We start from the raw sequence: 20120 nt of genomic DNA, 5'->3' as shown, positions 1-20120 counted from the left end.
TACGCATCATGGGGTATAGAGCAGAATTTACAGGATGGGACTCAATAACAATAGAAGATCTTCTCGTTGCATACCGAAAAGCAAAAGCCGACTGTTTCTTCGAAAACACCTTTCCAACAGCCATTAAATTCGCTGAATACGAGCAAAATCTACTCACCAACTTAAAAGCTCTGTTAGGTCAATTGCAAGCCGATGCTGGTTTTGCTGAAAATGTAGAATTACTTGGGGATTTTCGTTTACTGCCCAAGAAGCTATCCACTGAAAGAAAATCAGATTCAGGCGACAATGGCCATGTTCATTTCTCAAAACCTGATAGAGCGGTTGAAAGCCTGTTTAAAAATTACAATGTAGTGCCTGAGTTTAGAATTGTCGGCGACTTCCCTGTAAATACCCACATTATTTCTGCATTGTGGATCAATATGATTGGTCACAAGTTTGACGCCAAACTCGACGATAGCTGCTACGGAGCCAGACTCAAACGAATTAGTAATGATGAACTGATTACAGAAGATAATGAAAAGCCATTTCATATCAGCTCTGTAGGCTCTTTTGTACCGTATTTTCAACCTTACCAAAAATGGCGTAACGATGGCTTAAAAACAATAAGAGAAGAGTTGGAAAAAGACCGAGATATAATTGCTGTATCTCTGGACTTAAAAAGTTACTACCATTTTATAGACCCGCTAATTACCTCCGCTTCAGCACTTATAGAAGCTCTAGATTTGAACTTGTCTGATGAAGAAAAATCCTTCACTAAGCAGCTATCACTATTTCTTAATGCGTGGGCTAGCGGCGCCACCAAATTTGGTAAATCAGTAGGTGGCAAAAAAGCAAAAATAAGCGGCGGGTTAGTTATTGGTTTGACATGTAGCAGAGTCATTTCGAATGCTTTATTGCACAAGTGGGACCGGCTTGTTATCGAAAAGCTCTCCCCTATTCACTATGGCCGTTACGTTGATGATATGTTCCTTGTGTTGCGCGATACAGGGAAAATATCAAATAGCCAAGACTTTATGCTTTTATTACAAGAGCGAATGGGTGAAAAGTGCATTGCACAAAGTCCCAAAACCAATAAAGTGTGGGAAATTAATCAAGGCGACGACGTACAATGTAACTCCAAAATATCGCTTCAGTCAGACAAACAAAAATTATTTGTCCTACAAGGCCGTGCTGGCTTAGACCTGTTGGATAGTATCGAAAAGGAAATATACGAATTATCAAGTGAACATCGTCTCATGCCCTCGCCCGACCAATTGGAACATTCAACCGCAGCTAAAGTACTCTCTGCTGCTGGAAGTGTGGGTGAAAATGCAGATACTTTAAGAAGAGCCGATGGATTAACGATCCGTCGTCTGGGTTGGTCACTACAATTGCGTCATGTAGAAACCCTAGCTAGGGATTTACCGCCGAATCAATGGAAAGAGCAAAGGGAAGAATTCTACCAATTTGCCCATAATCATATATTGCGGGCAGACAATCTCTTTGCCCATTTTAATTATTTACCTAGATTGCTTGGATTTGCAATCAGCATGAATGAATGGGAACAAGCTGAACAAATCGCAGTGAAGTCCTATCAAGCTATAGATATACTAGCCAAAGAGATAGGCAGAGGAGAGAAAGTTCGAATCAATGGGTGTGATGCTAAAGTCTTGAAAGATCTTTGGGGTTACATAAAAGGTACCTTAACCTGGTTATTTATTGATGCCGCTACACGCTACCATGATCCAAGTAAACTATTCCTTGGAGAACGCTCGAGTAGGAAAAAGCGCCTAGCAAACTTGTTCTTAAAACAAATTGTCGAAACGCTCAGTGATTTTGAAACACTACTAAAGCTTAGTTTTGATGTAGCAGAGTTTGAGAATAAAGCCCCATTAGTCGCATCGGCAGATCTAGCAAAAGAAGCATACAAGCACATAATAGATAGTCGTTCCGCTGAGCAGTTAGTTGGTAAGCGAAATGCAAAAAAAGAAAAGCAAATTCTTAATTTGCTCGGTGATTCTGGGGTTATTGATGTACCTATATTTGAGCAGTTTATTAACTCTACCCGAAAAACGAGACTAGGCAACGTCACTAAAGGGCAAAAGAAAAACGACAGCTTCCTGCCGTATCTCTTCCCAACTAGACCTTTATCTCCACTGGAAATATCTGAGCTAGCCCCTGAATGTGTTGGTTTACCCTCTGCATCCGGAAAACCTCCAGTATTTGGCCCCTCTGTTACATGGGCAAAATACACGCAAGTACTTCGTGGTGTATGGATAAAGCCAACCCTACTTGCTGCTGAGCAAGATGCTGATGAAAAACCTCCAACAACCCGGAAGAAATTCATTAAAGTAGGTACGGACAGCAAAGATAAAGTGATCGTGGCGCTAACTAATCTTCGCACTGAGGACAACAACTGGGCATCGACAGCTTGCAACAAACCTAATTTAAGTCGGAAACGTTATCAAAAAATTTCTAAATTGGTTAACGATGTTCTGAAATTAAAACCAAAACCTGATTACGTACTTTTTCCTGAACTATCGATTCCGCTGAAATGGCTGAACAGTATTGCTGCTAGATTAAGTAGCGCAGGAATAAGTCTTGTTGCAGGAACAGAGTACCAACACGTTGGAGCTAATAAGATATACAGTGAGGCCTCAATGGTTTTGGCGGATAACCGACTCGGTTATCCCACCTTTGTCAAAATTAGACAACCTAAACTTGAGCCAGCTGTTGGTGAGGACAAAGAGCTTACTAGTAAGTTTGGTAAGCAATGGGACTCATTAGGAAAATCGCCAAAACCTGTATATATACATAACGGTTTTAATTTTGGTGTTATGGTTTGTTCCGAGTTACAAAATAGTAAAGCACGCGTTCGCTTTCAAGGAGCCGTTGATGCATTAATGGTGCTCAGTTGGAATAGAGATCTTGATACCTTCGCGTCTCTAATCGAATCTGCGGCTTTAGATGTTCATGCTTATACTATTTTAGTTAACAATCGAAAATATGGTGACAGTAGAGTACGCTCTCCAGCAAAAGAAGGCTTTCTGCGTGACATCGCTCGTTTAAGAGGCGGTGATAATGATTTCGTGGTAGCTGCTACTATAGACATTGCTACACTTCGAGCTTTTCAAAGTAGAGCTAAACGTTGGCCAGAAAATGGCGATAAGTTTAAGCCCGTACCTGAAGGCTTTCGCTTAGCAAATAACCGGAAAGTACTTCCTCCTAAATAAAACTGTATGAAAACAAAAAAGCGAACCAGAAGTGGTTCGCTTTTTTATTTTTACTGACCTCTAAATCCAACTATCGGTTGCAAACTTTATTCGAGTTGCAAACTTAATTCCGATAGTTGCATTCTTTATTCGCAACCTACATCAAAAATTAATCTCTATATGTCTCTACCGCTGGGCATGAACATACTAAGTTACGGTCGCCGTATACGTCATCTATTCGTGTAACGGTTGGCCAGAACTTGTCTTTAGCTACCGAAGGCACTGGGAATGCAGCGTAAAAACGGTCGTACGCGCGGTCCCATTCGTTGCCAAGTACGTCTGCTTGTGTATGCGGTGCAAACACAAGTGGGTTGTTTTCGATTGACCATTCGCCAGAGATTACTTTGTCGATTTCGCCTTTGATTGACACCATTGCTTCGATAAAGCGGTCTATCTCGCCTTTTGACTCAGACTCAGTTGGCTCAATCATTAACGTGCCCGCTACTGGGAACGACATAGTAGGTGAATGGAAGCCGTAATCTTGCAGGCGCTTAGCGACGTCCATTTCAGTAATGCCTGACGCCTCTTTTAATGGGCGTAAATCAACAATACATTCGTGAGCAACGCGATTGTTGCGTCCACGGTATAAAATTGGGAAGTGCTGGCTTAACTCGTGCGTTAAGTAGTTAGCGTTCACAATCGCCATTTCTGTGGCTTGTTTCAAGCCCTCTGAGCCCATCATGGCAATGTACGCCCATGAAATAGGTAAAATAGCCGCTGAGCCGTAAGGCGCTGCCGATACGGCACCGTTGTTAATGTTTGTACCCGGTACGTTAATTACGCTGTGGTTTGGCATAAATGGCGCAAGGTGCGATTTAACACCAATTGGGCCTACACCTGGGCCGCCGCCACCGTGTGGAATACAAAACGTTTTGTGCAAGTTTAAGTGCGATACGTCTGAGCCAATAAAGCCTGGGCTTGTTACACCTACTTGCGCGTTCATGTTTGCGCCGTCCATGTAAACTTGGCCACCGTGCTCATGAATAATGTCGCATAGTTCACGAATGGTTTCTTCGTAAACACCATGGGTAGATGGGTATGTGATCATGGCACACGACAGGTTTTCAGACACGTCTTCAGCTTTCGCTTTTAAGTCTTCCATGTCGATGTTGCCGTTTTTATCACAGTTAACCACCACAATTTTCATGCTCGCCATTTGTGCCGACGCTGGGTTAGTACCATGCGCTGAGCTTGGAATTAAACATACATTACGGTGTGCATCCCCGCGTGACTCGTGGTATTTACGAATGGCAATTAAGCCTGCGTATTCACCTTGTGCACCCGAGTTTGGCTGAAGTGAAACCGCATCGTAACCCGTAATGTTAACTAGCCAGTCGTGTAGCTCGTTAATCATTATTTGATAACCCTCTGCTTGGTCTAGCGGGCAGAATGGGTGAAGGTTTGCAAACTCAGGCCATGTAACTGGAATCATCTCAGCGGTCGCGTTTAGTTTCATGGTGCATGAACCTAACGAGATCATTGAGTGGTTAAGCGCTAAATCTTTGTTTTCAAGGCGCTTAATGTAGCGAAGCATGTCTGTTTCGCTGTGGTAGCTGTTAAAGTTTGGATGCGTTAATACTTCGTCATCACGTACTAAACTCGCTGGAATAGAGTCGCTACCGTTTGCTTCAATATCGGCTGCAATACTGTCTACGCTTAGGCCGTGGCCTTCACCTAGTACAATATCAAATAGCTCGGCTACGTCTGCACGGGTTGTGGTTTCTGAAACCGAAATTGAGTATTCGCCGTCGTGGTTTGTAGCAAAGTTAACACCCTTGGCAAGTGCACGTGCTATTACGTCGTCTTTGTTGTCGCCAACAATTGTTAGCGTATCAAACCACGTGCTGTGCTTAAGGGCGATGCCTTTGGTTTTTAGGCCAGCAGCTAAAATATCAGCAAAGCGGTGTATACGCTGCGCAATAGTTTTTAAGCCTTGTGGGCCGTGGTACACCGCATAAAACGCCGCCATGTTGGCAAGTAATACCTGCGCTGTACAAATGTTTGAGTTGGCTTTGTCGCGGCGAATGTGTTGTTCGCGCGTTTGCATTGCCATACGCAGTGCGTCGTTACCTAAACGGTCTTTAGATACACCAATAATACGCCCTGGTAATGAACGTTTGTATGCGTCTCGTGTTGCAAAAAATGCAGCATGTGGACCGCCGTACCCCATAGGTACACCAAAACGCTGAGCCGAACCTAATACTACGTCGGCACCTAATTTACCCGGTGCTTTTAATAGTAATAAACTCATAATGTCGGCAGCAACACAGGCAATGGCTTTTTTGCTTTGAACACCAGCAATTAGGTCGGTTACGTCAACTATTTCACCCGATGTAGATGGGTATTGGAATAATGCGCCAAAAATGTCGTGGTTAACGGCGTCGGCCGCTTTGCCTACAATTATTTCAAAACCAAACTGCTCGGCGCGGGTGCTTACTACGTCGATAGTTTGTGTGTGTACGTCGTCGGCAATAAAAAAGGCATTGGCTTTTTTAGCTTTAGATACACGTTTTGCAAGGCCCATCGCCTCGGCTGCAGCGGTTGATTCGTCAAGTAACGACGCGCTTGCTAAATCAAGGCCGGTTAAATCTAGGGTCATAGTCTGGAAGTTTAGTAATGATTCTAAACGCCCTTGTGCAATCTCTGGCTGATATGGCGTGTACGCTGTATACCAACCCGGGTTTTCAAGTACGTTACGTAAAATTACGTGCGGTACATGTGTTGGGTGGTAGCCTTGGCCAATGTACGATTTGAAAACTTTATTTTTGCTTGCTACTGATTTTAAGTAGCTTAGTGTTTCAACTTCAGTACGGCTTTCGCCAATGCTTAGCGGTTGCTCTAGGCGAATGTTAGCCGGTACCGTTTGATCGATCAGCTCTTGTACACTCGATACTTCAAGAGCGCTTAGCATATCGCTTACTTGCGCTGGGCTTGGCCCAATATGGCGGCGAATAAAATCTTGCTTTTGCTCTAACTGTTCAAGAGATTTGGCGTTTGACATGTGTCCAGATTCCTATGATCCTAAATACTAATGGGTAACTAGTATTGATTAAAATATATGATGATTTGGCAACTTACTGGGTATGGGCAATAAGCTGTAAAATCATAAAAGCCCCGATTGTTTACTCAACATGCGGGGCTTTAGACAAAAAGTGATTACTCTTCGTCGATAGTGTGCGAGTAGCCTTCAGCGTCTAATAGGTTGTCTAGCTCAGACACATCAGATGCTTTAAGACGGAATAACCAACCGTCGCCGTACGCGTCGTTGTTTACTGTTTCAGGTGCGTCTTCTAGCTCTTCATTAATAGCAATCACTTCACCACCAATTGGTGCGTAAATGTCTGAAGCAGCTTTAACCGACTCCGCTACTGCACAGTCTTCGCCTGCGTCTACTTCGTCGCCTACTTCTGGTAATTCAACAAACACCATGTCGCCAAGTAGTTCTTGCGCGTGTTCTGTAATACCAACTGTAAAGGTACCGTCACCTTCGTCGCGAACCCACTCGTGTGAAGAAGCGTATTTTAATTCAGTAGGGATATTGCTCATTATCTTGTTCCTTTGGTTATGATACCAATCAACTTAAATATTTAACCACTCTAGCGGTCTAAACAAAGCGCTAACATCGTTATTAATTTCTTAGGTAGAACAACTACATATCAAAATTAATGCCTTGTTATCACTCTATTTATCCGTCGCTATAAGTGATTAATAACTCAACATGATTGGTATTATTGGGTGATAACACCAAATTTTAAATTATTGATTTACCGTTACGTACAAAGCTAGGCTTCACTACTTTAACGTTAACTAATTTTTTGCGCATTTCTACTTGAGCAGTGTCGCCTGTTGAACGTGGTACACGTGCAAGGGCTACACTAAAACCAAGTGTAGGTGAAAAAGTACCTGAGGTAATAACCCCTTCTCCACCGTCAACAATTACTTTTGAACCGCTACGCAATACGCCTTTTTCTTCAAGTACTAAACCAACAAGCTTGTCGGTGCTTTTTTCAGCGCGTTGTTTAACCAGTACGTCACGGCCAATAAAGTCACGATCTTCTGGTTCCCATGCAATGGTCCATGCCATGTTAGCTGCAAGTGGCGATACGCTTTCGTCCATATCTAGGCCGTAAAGGTTCATACCTGCTTCTAAACGTAGCGTGTCACGTGCACCTAAACCAGCTGGCGCTACACCTGCGTCTAGCAGTTGTTGCCATAAATCGGCTGCTTGGTCGTTTGGTACTACAATTTCGTAACCGTCTTCGCCAGTATAACCCGTTGTAGCAATAAATAAATCACCCACTTGAACACCAAAAAACGGCTTCATGCCTTCAACTGCAGCTTGTTGCTCTGCATTTAAAAGCGTGCCTGTTTTTTCGCGTGCGTTAGGGCCTTGTACTGCAATCATTGCAAACTCTGGGCGCTCAGTCACTGTAACGGCAAAATCGCTCGATACATTAGCTAAATGCGCTAAGTCTTTTTCGCGCGTAGCCGAGTTAACCACTAAGCGGTAAAACGTTTCGCTGAAAAAGTAAATAATAAGGTCGTCAATTACGCCGCCTTGCTCGTTAAGCATGCCGGTGTAAAGTGCTTTACCTGGTACGGTTAATTTAGCCACGTCGTTTGCTACAAGCTTACGTAAAAATGCTTTAGCTTGGTCGCCTTCAATATCAACAATGGTCATGTGTGATACGTCAAACATGCCTGCATCGTTACGCACTGCATTATGTTCTTCTATTTGTGAGCCGTAGTTGATTGGCATTTCCCAGCCATGAAAATCAACCATTTTTGCGCCCGCTTCTAGGTGCTTAGCATGGAGTACAGTTTTAGAAGTCATAACATTCCTTCACGTTTTAAATTAACCCTTAATGGGCGTGGCTTAAATTAAAAACAGGCAAACATTATTATGTTTACCTGTTGGTTGTTTTTGTTATGCGGCCTGGTTTTGCATTACTGCAAAACCCTGCGTTTGCATATAGCTTTGCCATTTTTGTAGCTCTGGCGCTTTAGCTATGAGCACAAAATGCTGTTCATCTTTGTTATCAATCGCGGTAATAAATACCTCACCGCTTTGCGCACCGTAGCATAGTTGTGCGTCAGATAATCGCAAACCGGGTGTTAACTTAAAGGCATCAACTAGCGTATCAAAGGCGTTTTCGCCGCTTAAGGTAAAGCTAGTTAGGTCGGTACGAATAACGTAGTCAATATCAAAACGAAGCTGTTGTTCGTTTATAAGTGACTGTAATTGTAGGCTTGCGCTGTGAGGTAATACAAATCGAAAAGCGGTTTCGCTAAAATAATACACGGCGTAACTGAAGTCAGAATAAAAATCGCCATCTAAAGTGCCTTTTAAACCTAAACCGCTGGCCGTTAATTTTGTTAAATCGTGGCCTAAAATACTGCTTAAAAATACAGAAGCTTCGCTACCGCTAAAATCCATTACAACTGTGCTGTTATTTGCTTGCAAAGCGTTTATAACCGCGCTGTTAGCGTTGCTGTGGCGGGCAAACATTATTGGGTTAAAAGTCATAACAAACACCTGTGTATTTTTAATCTTAAAATTATATTGCGCGGGGTCTGTAACAACAAATTGTAATTATTTATCAATTGATAAATAATACTTATATATGTAGCCACATAAATTGCAATTTTAAATATGAAAAATATATCAACCGACAGTTTACGCACCTTTGTAATGATTGTAGATGTAGGCGGATTTGCCAAAGCCGGCGACTTTTTGGGGCTTTCGCAACCTGCGGTAAGCTTACAAATAAAGCGTTTAGAAGATGTATTAGGCTATAAATTATTTAAAAAGCAAGGCCAGCGCCAAGTACTAAACCAGTACGGCGAACTATTATTGCCTATGGCAAAACAAATGATGCAATACAATGATGCCATTTTGCAGCAATTTACGTCAGAGAGCATTACCGGAAAAGTACGTTTAGGCATACCTAGCGAATTTGCTGCGCGTATACTCCCTTCTATTATTGGCGACTTTGTGGCGCTGTACCCAGAGGTATCGCTTGAAGTTAAATCGCGATTAAGTAAGCATTTGCTTTCGGCTTCTAGGCAAGACCAATTTGATCTAGTGCTTGCGCTAAACGAGCAACTTACCTCAAGTAAATTCCCTATTTTTATGCAAGACCAATTGGTATGGGTGGGTGATTTAAACCAAGCAAAAAACCAAGTGGTTACCTTAGTAACCGCGCCAGAAGGGTGTATTTATCGCCGCCGCGCTACCGATGCGCTTAAAAATGCCGGCATAAAATACCGTATTGTATATAGTAACGCCGACTTAACTGGGCTTATTGCGGCTTTAAAAGAAGGGCTTGGCATTACAGTACTGGCAAAAAGTACCGTACCCAGTGAGCTTAATTACCAAGTACAAACTAAATACCTACCTGCACTGGGCGACATTGGTATTAGCTTGGTTAAAAGTTCAGGTGAGTCTGAAAATGCGGTAGATAAGCTTGCTGAGTTTATTGCCTTGCGTTTAGGCTAATAAAACACACACTCAACTTTATACTTAGCTTCACGATTACAAAACAATACAAAAGATATAAAAAAGTTAATTAAGTTACATAATATATGTTTTTAGTTCTAAAAAAATGAATAGTTTTATACTTAATAATATTGATTCGCATTCGTTAACGTGTTCAAATTACGCCAATTTAGATAATCAACGTGATTAGGACAAAAATGAACCCTAAGTTTTTAGTATCTACTCTTGCAACTGCGGTTGCTTTGTCTTTTACAGCCACTGCAATGGCTAAAGACACCAGCGATAAAGAACAACGCTTTGAACAAATTACAGTTATTGGCTCACAGCAAGCTATAAACGACATTCCTGGTTCGGCTACTTTTATCTCTGACGAAGAACTTCAAAAATTTGAGTTTACCGATATTTCGCGTGTTTTAGCGTCTGTTCCGGGTGTTTACGTTCAAGAAGAAGATGGCTATGGCCTTCGCCCTAACATTGGTATGCGCGGTACTGGTACCGGCCGTAACGATAAAATTTCTGTAATGGAAGACGGTGTATTAGTCGCACCTGCGCCTTACTCTGCCCCTTCTGCTTACTACTTCCCTACTATGGGTCGTATGGAAACAATTGAAGTATTAAAAGGTGCTGCCTCAGTTAAGTACGGTCCTCGTACTACAGGTGGCGTTTTAAACTTACTTTCTCGTAGCTTACCAACCGAGCCTAATAGTTCTAAAGGTATGGTAGATGCAGCCCTTGGTAGCGATGGCTACTACAAAGGTCACGCATACTTTGGTAAAGAAAAAAACAACACGTCTGGCTTGGTTGAAGTATTTACTTACGGCGCAGACGGCTTTAAAGAGCTTCCTGTTGGCAGCGATAATACGGGCTTTGAAAAAACTGATTTACTATTAAAGTTTGGTCATACGTTTGGTAAAAACGATGCTCACAACATTGAGCTAAAAGTAAAATACTCTGACGAAACATCAGACGAAACTTACATGGGCTTAACTGACGAAGATTACAAAGTAAACCCTAATCGCCGTTACGCTGCATCGCAAAACGATGAAATGAACACTCGCCACAATGCTTACCAACTAAACTACGCGTACCGTTTTGGCGAAGGCTACGAATTACTTGCAACCGCTTACCTAAACGATTTTCATCGTAACTGGTATAAAGCAAGCAGTGTAGGAACTAGCACGCTTGAGCAATACAGCGACTTTGAAGCAAATCCAACAAGCGAAGGTATTGAAGGCATTGGTGTTAAAGCTAACAACCGTGATTACCAAGCAAAAGGCATTCAGTCTGAATTACATATTCCTGCAGGCGATCACTACATTACTGTAGGTGTGCGTTACCACGAAGACGAAATGGATCGTTTCCAATGGCAAGACACATACACGCTTAATCAAGACCTAAGCATGACACTTACATCACAAGGTGTACCAGGCTCAGATAGCAACCGTGTAGATAGCGCAAAAGCAAGCACGTTATTTGTTCAAGACGAATGGACACTAGACGCGTTAGTTATTAATGCCGGTCTTCGTTACGAAGACATTACCATTACGCGTGAAGAATGGTCTAAATCAGATCCAACTCGTAGCAATGGCTTAACTAAAGATATTTCTAACGATACTGAAATTTTAGTGCCATCGTTAGGTGCCACTTATACACTTAACGATAACGTTACGTTACTTGCCGGTATTCAAAAAGGTTACGCTCCAGCGGCACCGGGTAATGCTGACCAAGAAGAAGAAGAAAGTGTAAACCTTGAGTTTGGCTCTCGCTTTAATATGGATGGCTTTAACGGTGAAGTGATTGCGTTTTTCTCTGATTACGACAACATGCACGGTAACTGTACTGCTGCTGTGGGTTGTAGCGACGAAAATATTGGCGACCAATACAACTACGGTGAAGTAGAAGTATCGGGCTTTGAATTTAGTGCGGGTCGTACTTTTGCAACAGACGCTGCGCAATTTCCAGTTAAATTAACGTACACATACACTGACTCTGAGTTTAAAAACACGTTTGATTCAGAAATTTGGGGCTCGGTAGAAAAAGGCGATGCAATGCCTTACGTACCTGAAAATCAAGTTGCTTTATCGTTAGGCGCTGAGTTTGCATCGTTTGTTGTTAACAGCCAAATACGTTACGTATCTGATTCTCATGCCGACCTATCTGACTCAGGCTTAAACGCAATAGATAGCCGTGTAGTATGGGATTTAGCTGCTAAATACTTAATCGACGACAACCAAAAAGTATACTTAACGGTTGATAACCTGTTTGATAAAACGTACATAGCTAACCGTGCTAATGGCGGTATTCAGCCAGGTAAGCCTCGTAGTATTCAAATGGGCTACACATACAGCTTTTAAGTAGTTGCTGAGTAAAACGACTCGTTAACTAAACCGTTTTACTCACACCATACTAAGCAAATAGTAGATACAAAAAAGCCGAGATTATTTAATCTCGGCTTTTTTAATGCTTAGCTTTAAACTAACGCAATTTAATTGTTTGCGTTACGTTGGCGTAATACTTCAAATAAACAAATACCGGTTGCAACCGATACGTTTAAGCTAGACACCGAACCTGCCATTGGAATTTTTACCAATACATCGCAATGCTCACGTGTTAAACGGCGCATCCCCTCACCTTCTGCGCCCATCACTATGGCCATTGGGCCTGTTAAGCTTGCATCAAATACATGCGTGTCGGTTTCGCCTGCTGTGCCAACTACCCATACGCCAGCATCTTTAATTTCACGAAGCGTACGTGCGAGGTTAGTGACTTGAATAAGGGGCACTGTTTCTGCTGCGCCACACGCTACTTTTCGTGCTGTACCGTTAAGCTTTGCCGACTTATCTTTAGGAACAATAATCGCGTGAACACCTGCCGCATCTGCACTACGCAAGCATGCACCTAAGTTATGCGGGTCGGTTATGCCATCAAGTACGAGTAAAAATGGAGTTTCTTCACGCGCAATGATCACATCTAAATCTTTTTCGTTGTACGTTGGCGCCGCTTTTACGTTAGCAATAATCCCCTGATGCTGCTCGTCTTTCGACTTATTATCAAGTGCTTTACGCTGCATAAATTGTACTGAAATACCAAATTTACGTGCTTCATCAATAATCGGTGTTAAGCGTTTATCATCACGGCCTTTAAGGGCGTAAATTTCTAAAAATCGCTCAGGCTCTTTTGCTAAAATTGCTTCAACAGAGTGAAAGCCAAAAATTAATTCATTACTCACGTATTTTATGCTCCTGGGCTTGTACGTTTACGGGCATTTTTGCCTGGTCTTTTAGGCTTTTTAGCCGATTTCTTTTTCGGTTTTTTCTTTGTGGTGCCGTCGGTAGCTTTAATCGCCGACTTACCAGCAGCTTTGCCTTTACTAGCTGGCTTTTTTTTACCTTTGGGCTTGTCGTCTGACTTTTTGCCCGGTACTTTGCCTGCTTTTAACTGTGAGCGCACACTCGCTGGGCCTTTACCTTTAGGTGCACGACGGCGTGAATACCTATCTTGTGCTACATCGCCTTTAAGTACTAAGTTTATACGGCGGTCGTCTAAACTGACTGAGGCAACTTGCACCGTTACTTTATCGCCAAGGCGATAAACGGTGTGGCTGTGTTCACCAATTAGGCAATGTTTTGCAGCATCATGTGCAAAAAACTCGTCGCCTAAATTAGTAACGTGAATTAAACCATCAATTTGTAAATCGTCTAATCGTATAAATAAACCAAAGTTTGTAACCGACGAAATAACCCCGTTAAACTCATCGCCAACGTGGTCTTGCATAAACTCACATTTAAGCCAGTCGGCTACTTCGCGAGTTGCGTCGTCTGCACGGCGCTCAGTGGTTGAACATTGCTCGCCTAATTGATCTACTTCATCGTCAGTGTACGCGTATGCGCCTGACGTTTGTTGACCCTGTGCTTTTAGTACCGCTTTAATTGCACGGTGTACAACTAAATCTGGGTAACGACGAATAGGCGATGTAAAGTGTGCATAAGCCGATAACGCTAAACCAAAGTGACCTATGTTATCTGGCTGATAAACCGCTTGTTTCATTGAGCGCAGCAGCATAGTTTGAATAAGCTCGGCCTCTGGGCGCTCGCCTAATTTAGCTAATATTTGCGTAATTTCTTTAGGCGTTGGTTCGTCACCTAATGTGCTCTGAATCCCTAACTCAGTTAAAAACTGTGTAAAGTTACCTAGCTTTTCACTGTCGGGTTCATCATGCACACGGTAAAGTGCACTGGCCTCGTGCTTTTCGAGTAATTTAGCCGCTGACACGTTGGCTAAAATCATACATTCTTCAATGAGTTTGTGCGCGTCGTTGCGGATAACAGGCACAATAGACTCTATTTTACGGTGTGCATTAAATACAAAGCGCGTTTCGAGTGTTTCAAATTCAATAGCACCACGCTCTTGGCGTGCTGATTTAAGCGCCATGTACATTTGCTGTAAATCAGTTAAATGTGGCACTACGGCGGCGTATTCGTCGCGAAGCTTTTCGTCATTTTGTAAAATGGCGTTTACTTTAGTGTAAGTTAAACGGGCGTGAGAATTCATCACCGCTTCGTAAAATTTATAACCCGACAATTTACCTGCCGCTGATACGGTCATTTCAGCAACCATACAAAGGCGATCTACTTTAGGGTTAAGCGAACACAACCCGTTAGACAGTACTTTTGGTAGCATTGGAATAACTTGCTCAGGAAAATACACTGAGTTACCACGTGCAATGGCTTCTTTGTTAAGTGGTGTATTCATGCCTACATAATGCGACACATCGGCAATAGCAACCCATAAACGCCAACCACCCGATTTTTTAGGCTCACAGTACACTGCGTCGTCAAAGTCGCGGGCGTCTTCGCCATCTATCGTAACAAGCGGTAAGTCGCGTAAATCTACGCGGCCTTGTTTGTCTACATCTTCTACAAATTCGCCTAAGTGGGCGACTTGTGCGTCAACCTCTTCTGGCCAAACATGCGGAATGTCGTGATTACGAAGGGCAACTTCAATTTCCATACCTGGCGCTAAATGCTCACCTAGTACATCAACCACTTTACCTACTGCGTTCATATTGTGGCTAGGATTTTGAGTGATTTTAACCTGCACCATTTGGTTGTGGCGGGCACCGTTTTCGTTGCCTGGTAAAATCATAATGTCTTGCGTAATACGCGGATCTTCAGCGACTACAACTGCAACACCATGCTCAACAAAGTAACGCCCTACAATAGGGGCGCGCTCGTTGGTAAGCACTTTAATAATACGGGCATCGCATTTTGAGCCAGAGCCACGTTTTGTACCTTTAGCTAGTACAATGTCGCCATGTAACACCATGTTCATTTGATGTTTGGCAATAAACCAATCTTTGCTCTCGCCTTCAACTTCTAAAAAGCCAAAACCGTCTCTGTGGCCTATTACTTTACCTTTGGTTAAACCGGCTTCGTCAATAAGTGCATAGCATTTAAATTTATTAAAATATAACTGACCATCACGCTCCATGGCACGAAGGCGACGTTTAAATGCAATTTGACGCTCTTCATCATTAACAGCTAGTTCTTCACATAATTGTGCGTAGTTAGCTGGTTTTGAACGCTCTTGAAGATGAGTAAGTATAAACTCACGGCTAGGGACGGGGTTTTCGTACTTTTCTTGTTCTCGACTGAGATTTGGATCTTGGTTTGACATTCACTATCTTGTTAGTTGGTTATGAAGGTTATTTTAACCCATATACGTAAAATGAGACAGGTAAAAGCACTTAATATTTAAACAAAGCTCACCTATCGGTTATTTAGCTTTTTAAACTTAGCGTACAGGGCCTTAATATGTCCTTAATTATGCAGCTTAATTGTGTCATTGTGATTAAGCTGCATCAGTGACTAAGCCATTACTCAGTTTTATGAAGATTTTTGTATAACATTTTACTGACGTTATCGATAAAAGCAGGGTCTTCTTCTTTAATAGTTTGCAAGATGTGTTTGTTCATTTGCGATTTGTTTTGAGCGTAAATCCAGCGATTTTTATTAAACTGCGCTGCAAATTCAAGTACACCGGCTTGCAGTTCGTCACTGTTAGAAAATACAGCTTCTATAACGTTGTTCTCAAACAGTTGTTGTGCACCCACCCGTTCGCCCGTCATTGCTAGCCTATTAAAGAAGGTTTGCGGTATCGCTTTATTAATAATAGGAAACATAGACGGTACAAAAGGCACCAGTACATCCACTTCAGGAAAGCAAAAAAAGCCTTTGTCTGATTTCATAAATCTAAAATCACAGGCACAGGCAAGCACGGCTCCATTACCATAAGTATGACCATTGAGGGCTGCAATAATAGGCATAGGAAACGTAACAATACGTTGTAGCAACTGTGTTATTTGCAACATAAAGTCAGAAATAGCCGCTGGTAAAATGCTTGGGTTTGCCATCCACTCAAGGTCAATACCCAGCGACCAGCTTTTGTCGCTTGCAGAGGTAAGTACCACCGAGTGAATGCTTTTATCAGCCTCTATATGATCAAGGTGTAAATTAAATTCAGCCAAAAACGCTGGATTGTGTCGATTTTCTGCGGTGTTCATTGTTAAAACTGCGACACTGTTTTTTACTGTTAAATCTATTAAATTTGCCATTTAACCCTCTTTTTGCGAATTTTAAGCTTACTTTAAGCGTTGTTCGTTACTTTTGTTGTTATGACTAACATAGTAAGGGTTTGTGTTAAATTTATAAACCTTAATCACATGTGTTTATAACCACCCTTTTTGTTTAGCTATACGTGCTGCGTCGATTCGGTTTGTTGCATTAAGTTTGGCAATTGCGTCTGACAGATAGTTACGCGTTGTGCCTTCACTTATAAATAACTGTGTGGCTATTTCGCTCGTTTTAAGTCCATCGCTTGCAAGCTTTAATGCTTTTCGCTCTTTGTCGGTAAGTGGATCGGCATCGTCTAGAGCGTTAATTGCAAGCTCTGGGTCAATCACTTTTTGCCCTTGCATTACCTTTTTGAGTGCGTTGATTAGCTCGTCACTCGGGGCTTCTTTTAATATAAATCCTTTAACACCGGCACTTAACGAGCGCCTAATATACCCAGCGCGTGAAAACGTAGTCATGATCACCATTTTTATAGCCGGAAATTGCATTGCTATTTTTTCACTAAGTTCGATGCCGTTCATTTTAGGCATTTCAATATCGGTTAAAATAATATCTGGCATTGCATCTTCATCAAGCGCATTAATAGCATTTAGAGCATCTAGCCCGTTGCTTGCTTGGCCAATTACGTCAATATTAAAATCTAGGCTAAGTAGTGCACTAACAGCGTCACGCACTAGCGCCTGATCTTCCACTAAAAATATTTTGATCATTGTAAATCCTCAGATGAAATTGGCAGTACTACGTTTAATGTAAATTGTTCACCACAGGTAAAAGTTGCACTACCTTGTATTTGCTCTGCTCGTTCTTTTATACCGTTTAAACCGTTGCCTGCCTCGAGCCTACCACAGGGTGAATTATCTATTACTTCAATGAGTAATTGCTGGGGTGTTTGCTTAATTGTTATTGCGCTGTTTTTAGTTGAACTATGGCGTAGTAAGTTAGTGACTGACTCTTTAATTATTAAACTAGCAATGCCCTCTACCTTGGCAGGTAGCACAGATAATTCAACGTTGAACGTAATATTAAAATCTTGCTCTAATAACCGTTGTTTTAACTGAGCAACTTGGCTTACCAAATTAAGCTCTTTTAAGTCGCTTACGGCACTGCGTACATCGCTAAGTAGCTGCCTTGCAAGGTCTGCTACTTGAGCTATTTCATTGTTTGCTTGCTCGTACCGCTCACCTTGGTTTAGCTTATTAGCCAGCTCGGCCTTTAATGCAATAGATGATAGTGAGTGGCCTAAAATATCGTGTAGGTCACGCGCTATACGTTCACGCTCAGCAATAGCAGCTAATTGCTCTAATTGGTTTGCACTTTCTTGCTCGCGCTTTTTATGGTCGCGTTCTCTTTTTGCTGCAATTCCATAACTAAATAAGGCGGCACATAATATTAAGGCCACAGCCAAAAAGTATTGAAGCTTTCCCATATCGCTTAAATACGAACTTGAAAAAAGCGCCACCACAATGGCTAATGCAGCATAAAACCGCTGTTTTAAGTTATAACTATACCCAGCTACATAGGCAACAAAGCCATATAAGGTAGGTGTGCCAGAGGTAAAAAAAGTGGCGCTAAAACAAATAGCGAGCAAGGCTAAAAATAAGGTGGTTATTTTTGTGTTATCGCAGTTAATTGCTTTTACATACAAGATAATAAAGGCAATATAAAAAGCTAAACATAGGCCCATTTGGCTTTTTGTAAATTGGTCAAAATTAATAATTAATGGCAGTAAGTAAAAGCCTGTAAAAATTAAATGGCCGTATTTCCAAAACGTTTTATCCGTTTGATGAGAAAAGCTACTTTGCGAACTCATGCTAGCACCTCTGGTGTATTATTTTTATTTAAAGCACTCTTTTTATTAATAAATATAGATACCACAAAAATGCTTATCAGCATAAAATAATCAATGTAATTAATAGTAAAATTAAGCGAATCAAAAAACTCGCTAATATCAAGACTCATTAAAACTAAACTATTCATAGCACTCTCCTGTTAAGTAGGATAACTATGCCAGTACGTAAAAATAATAAGAGTGTGAAGTGTCATTAACTTTGCTGACATTTGTCATGTTTCAAAAAATTCATCTTGTTGACGTCCCCTCGGTGATAACATATCAAAAAAAGGAGATGATGTTTAAATGCAGCCACAACAGCAAAGCTTAATTTACCTACATATTGCCGTGTTACTTTTTGGGGGAACTGCCCTTTTTGCCAAACTCATTGGTTTAAATGCCCTGGATATTACAGTTTACCGAACAGCTATTGCTGGTATGGCAATATTGGCAATGCTTTCATTCGGGAAAAAACAAATTAAGTTAAACAATCCCAAAGACTACCTTATTGCTTTATTTTTAGGTATTACAGTAGGGCTACATTGGGTGACTTATTTTGCAGGAATGCAAATGGCTGGCATAACCATTGGTATGCTTGCATTTTTTAGCTACCCAGTAATGACCGTGTTTTTAGAGCCTTTATTTAATAAAAGTAAACCTCAAGCAAAAGATATAATAAGCGCTGGTGTAGTTGTTTTGGGTATTTATTTATTGGTACCAAGTGCTGATTTAGGTGACGATGTAACACTTGGTGTTATTACTGGCGTGGTATCTGCGTTGTTTTTCTCTGTCAGAAACATTACTCACAAACGCTATTTTAGCCAATACGGCGGCCCACAGACGATGTTTTACCAAACCTTGGTAGCGAGCATAATGCTGTGCGCATTTATTGAAGTGCCTGTGTACGAGGTGAGTAATCAAGATCTTGTATTAATTGCCGTCGCTGGCATTATATTTACCGCTACACCGCACTCGCTATTTGCAGCAAGCCTAAAACATTTATCAGCTGCAACGGCAGGGCTAATTTCGTGCTTACAACCGTTGTACGGTACTATTTTGGCTATTATTATTGTTCACGAACGCCCAACATTAATGACCCTGATTGGCGGCGCACTTATTGTAAGCGCTGCATGCTTTGAAACATGGTCAATAACCAAGAAGGCTCGACAATGAAAGTTTTTGCACACAGGGGCGCTAGCGGGCACTTTCCCGAAAATACGAAAAGCGCCATTTTAGAAGCCTTAAATATGGGTGTAGACGGCATTGAAGTAGATATTCAAAGCGCTACCGATGATTACATGCTAATACATGACTCGTGGCTAGACAGAACCACCAACGGAAAAGGCAAAGTTAGTGAGTTTGATGCAGCAACCCTTACAAAGCTTGATGCGGGTAATGGCGAATGTATACCAAGGCTACAACAGTTATTTGATTGGAATAACAATAAAACCTTACTTAATTTAGAACTTAAGCATACCTTTGAACTTGAAAAGTTTGCTGACCAGCTTGAACGTAATATCAGTGCGGGAACCATTTCATGTGCTAATATTTTAGTATCATCGTTTGATCATCATCAATTACAATGGCTTAAAAAGCGTTTACCCTGGTTAAAAATAGGCGCTTTAACGTCTTCTATTCCAATTAAATATGCAAAGTTTGCACAAGACTTAAATGCATTTAGTGTGCATGTAGATAAAAATTTTATTAACAAAGCGTTTGTAGATGATGCTAAAAAACGCGGGCTTGAAGTTTACGCTTATACAGTGGATAAACAACAAGATATTGCACTTATGCGTGACTTCGGTTTAGACGGGATTTTTACTAACTTTCCCATGCAATCCAAGGCATATTTGCTATCGTTAGCTGATAAATAGAGTCGCTTATACCTTGCAAATGCCTGTGTAAAAGCG

At 41.6% G+C, this 20120-nt stretch carries 15 protein-coding genes; 5 read left to right on the top strand and 10 right to left on the bottom strand.

Features of this window, described 5'->3' with window-relative positions; genetic code table 11:
* Positions 1-8: 8 nt before the first annotated feature.
* Positions 9-3212 carry a hypothetical protein gene (locus tag ATS72_RS14395; protein WP_058428371.1) on the top strand — a complete coding sequence of 1068 codons (3204 nt, stop codon included), beginning with the start codon at positions 9-11 and terminating at the stop codon, positions 3210-3212.
* 148 nt (positions 3213-3360) lie between these two features.
* On the opposite strand, the gene gcvP is transcribed toward ATS72_RS14395, so the two are convergent.
* The 4 genes from gcvP to ATS72_RS14375 form a co-directional block, all read right to left on the bottom strand.
* Positions 3361-6252: an aminomethyl-transferring glycine dehydrogenase gene (gene gcvP / locus ATS72_RS14390; protein ID WP_058428370.1), complete on the bottom strand. Its 2892-nt coding sequence runs from the start codon at positions 6250-6252 to the stop codon at positions 3361-3363.
* A gap of 155 nt (positions 6253-6407) precedes the next feature.
* Positions 6408-6797 carry a glycine cleavage system protein GcvH gene (gcvH, locus tag ATS72_RS14385; RefSeq protein WP_006794102.1) on the bottom strand — a complete coding sequence of 130 codons (390 nt, stop codon included), beginning with the start codon at positions 6795-6797 and terminating at the stop codon, positions 6408-6410.
* Between the two features lie 205 nt (positions 6798-7002).
* A complete protein-coding gene (gcvT, locus tag ATS72_RS14380; protein WP_006794101.1) occupies positions 7003-8085 on the bottom strand; it encodes a glycine cleavage system aminomethyltransferase GcvT in 1083 nt (360 codons plus the stop codon).
* Between the two features lie 93 nt (positions 8086-8178).
* Positions 8179-8778 carry a hypothetical protein gene (locus ATS72_RS14375; RefSeq protein ID WP_006794100.1) on the bottom strand — a complete coding sequence of 200 codons (600 nt, stop codon included), beginning with the start codon at positions 8776-8778 and terminating at the stop codon, positions 8179-8181.
* A gap of 126 nt (positions 8779-8904) precedes the next feature.
* Between ATS72_RS14375 and ATS72_RS14370 the strand changes: the two genes are divergently transcribed.
* The gene (locus tag ATS72_RS14370) at positions 8905-9750 is read left to right on the top strand and encodes a LysR family transcriptional regulator (protein WP_006794099.1); all 846 of its coding nucleotides are present in this window, start codon (positions 8905-8907) and stop codon (positions 9748-9750) included.
* Positions 9751-9947: 197 nt separating this feature from the next.
* Positions 9948-12104 (top strand): TonB-dependent receptor family protein, encoded by a 2157-nt coding sequence (locus tag ATS72_RS14365; RefSeq protein ID WP_058428369.1) that lies wholly within the window; start codon positions 9948-9950, stop codon positions 12102-12104.
* Positions 12105-12235: 131 nt separating this feature from the next.
* Here ATS72_RS14365 and rlmB read toward each other — a convergent pair whose 3' ends face one another.
* The 6 genes from rlmB to ATS72_RS18870 all read right to left on the bottom strand — a co-directional run bounded on the left by rlmB (position 12236) and on the right by ATS72_RS18870 (position 18359).
* Positions 12236-12979 carry a 23S rRNA (guanosine(2251)-2'-O)-methyltransferase RlmB gene (rlmB, locus tag ATS72_RS14360; protein ID WP_006794097.1) on the bottom strand — a complete coding sequence of 248 codons (744 nt, stop codon included), beginning with the start codon at positions 12977-12979 and terminating at the stop codon, positions 12236-12238.
* A gap of 5 nt (positions 12980-12984) precedes the next feature.
* On the bottom strand, positions 12985-15426 hold the full coding sequence (gene rnr, locus ATS72_RS14355; protein ID WP_058428368.1) for a ribonuclease R: 2442 nt from the start codon (positions 15424-15426) through the stop codon (positions 12985-12987).
* Between the two features lie 199 nt (positions 15427-15625).
* Entirely contained in the window at positions 15626-16363 is a 738-nt protein-coding gene (locus ATS72_RS14350; RefSeq protein WP_058428367.1) for an enoyl-CoA hydratase/isomerase family protein, read from the bottom strand.
* A gap of 114 nt (positions 16364-16477) precedes the next feature.
* Positions 16478-17092, bottom strand: coding sequence for a response regulator transcription factor (locus ATS72_RS14345; protein ID WP_058428366.1), 615 nt, complete (start codon positions 17090-17092; stop codon positions 16478-16480).
* Positions 17089-18192 (bottom strand): sensor histidine kinase, encoded by a 1104-nt coding sequence (locus ATS72_RS14340; protein ID WP_058428365.1) that lies wholly within the window; start codon positions 18190-18192, stop codon positions 17089-17091. The genes ATS72_RS14345 and ATS72_RS14340 overlap by 4 nt, the downstream gene beginning before the upstream one ends.
* Positions 18189-18359: a hypothetical protein gene (locus ATS72_RS18870; RefSeq protein WP_006794092.1), complete on the bottom strand. Its 171-nt coding sequence runs from the start codon at positions 18357-18359 to the stop codon at positions 18189-18191. The genes ATS72_RS14340 and ATS72_RS18870 overlap by 4 nt, the downstream gene beginning before the upstream one ends.
* A 157-nt stretch (positions 18360-18516) precedes the next feature.
* Here ATS72_RS18870 and ATS72_RS14335 point away from each other — a divergent pair, with 157 nt between their 5' ends.
* A complete protein-coding gene (locus ATS72_RS14335; protein WP_058428364.1) occupies positions 18517-19383 on the top strand; it encodes a DMT family transporter in 867 nt (288 codons plus the stop codon).
* Complete coding sequence (locus ATS72_RS14330; RefSeq protein WP_058428363.1) at positions 19380-20084, top strand: glycerophosphodiester phosphodiesterase; 705 nt, start codon at positions 19380-19382, stop codon at positions 20082-20084. The genes ATS72_RS14335 and ATS72_RS14330 overlap by 4 nt, the downstream gene beginning before the upstream one ends.
* The last annotated feature ends 36 nt before the right edge of the window (positions 20085-20120 follow it).

Origin of the sequence: Pseudoalteromonas sp. 13-15 (assembly GCF_001468205.2) — a bacterium.
In the GTDB taxonomy this organism is placed as follows: Bacteria; Pseudomonadota; Gammaproteobacteria; order Enterobacterales; family Alteromonadaceae; genus Pseudoalteromonas; species Pseudoalteromonas marina.
Note: the sequence above shows the minus strand (reverse complement) of the source record. Positions and strands in the feature narration are given on the sequence as shown.

Bases quoted from the DNA above. Each gene is read 5' to 3' on its own strand.
- ATS72_RS14330 (WP_058428363.1), top strand. From the start codon at position 19,380: ATGAAAGTTTTTGCACACAGGGGCGCTAGCGGGCACTTTCCCGAAAAT.
- ATS72_RS14370 (WP_006794099.1), top strand. From the start codon at position 8,905: ATGAAAAATATATCAACCGACAGTTTACGCACCTTTGTAATGATTGTA.
- gcvT (WP_006794101.1), bottom strand. From the start codon at position 8,085: ATGACTTCTAAAACTGTACTCCATGCTAAGCACCTAGAAGCGGGCGCA.
- ATS72_RS14335 (WP_058428364.1), top strand. From the start codon at position 18,517: ATGCAGCCACAACAGCAAAGCTTAATTTACCTACATATTGCCGTGTTA.
- ATS72_RS14340 (WP_058428365.1), bottom strand. From the start codon at position 18,192: ATGAGTTCGCAAAGTAGCTTTTCTCATCAAACGGATAAAACGTTTTGG.
- gcvH (WP_006794102.1), bottom strand. From the start codon at position 6,797: ATGAGCAATATCCCTACTGAATTAAAATACGCTTCTTCACACGAGTGG.
- ATS72_RS14345 (WP_058428366.1), bottom strand. From the start codon at position 17,092: ATGATCAAAATATTTTTAGTGGAAGATCAGGCGCTAGTGCGTGACGCT.
- ATS72_RS14350 (WP_058428367.1), bottom strand. From the start codon at position 16,363: ATGGCAAATTTAATAGATTTAACAGTAAAAAACAGTGTCGCAGTTTTA.
- gcvP (WP_058428370.1), bottom strand. From the start codon at position 6,252: ATGTCAAACGCCAAATCTCTTGAACAGTTAGAGCAAAAGCAAGATTTT.
- rnr (WP_058428368.1), bottom strand. From the start codon at position 15,426: ATGTCAAACCAAGATCCAAATCTCAGTCGAGAACAAGAAAAGTACGAA.
- ATS72_RS14375 (WP_006794100.1), bottom strand. From the start codon at position 8,778: ATGACTTTTAACCCAATAATGTTTGCCCGCCACAGCAACGCTAACAGC.
- ATS72_RS14365 (WP_058428369.1), top strand. From the start codon at position 9,948: ATGAACCCTAAGTTTTTAGTATCTACTCTTGCAACTGCGGTTGCTTTG.
- ATS72_RS14395 (WP_058428371.1), top strand. From the start codon at position 9: ATGGGGTATAGAGCAGAATTTACAGGATGGGACTCAATAACAATAGAA.
- ATS72_RS18870 (WP_006794092.1), bottom strand. From the start codon at position 18,359: ATGAATAGTTTAGTTTTAATGAGTCTTGATATTAGCGAGTTTTTTGAT.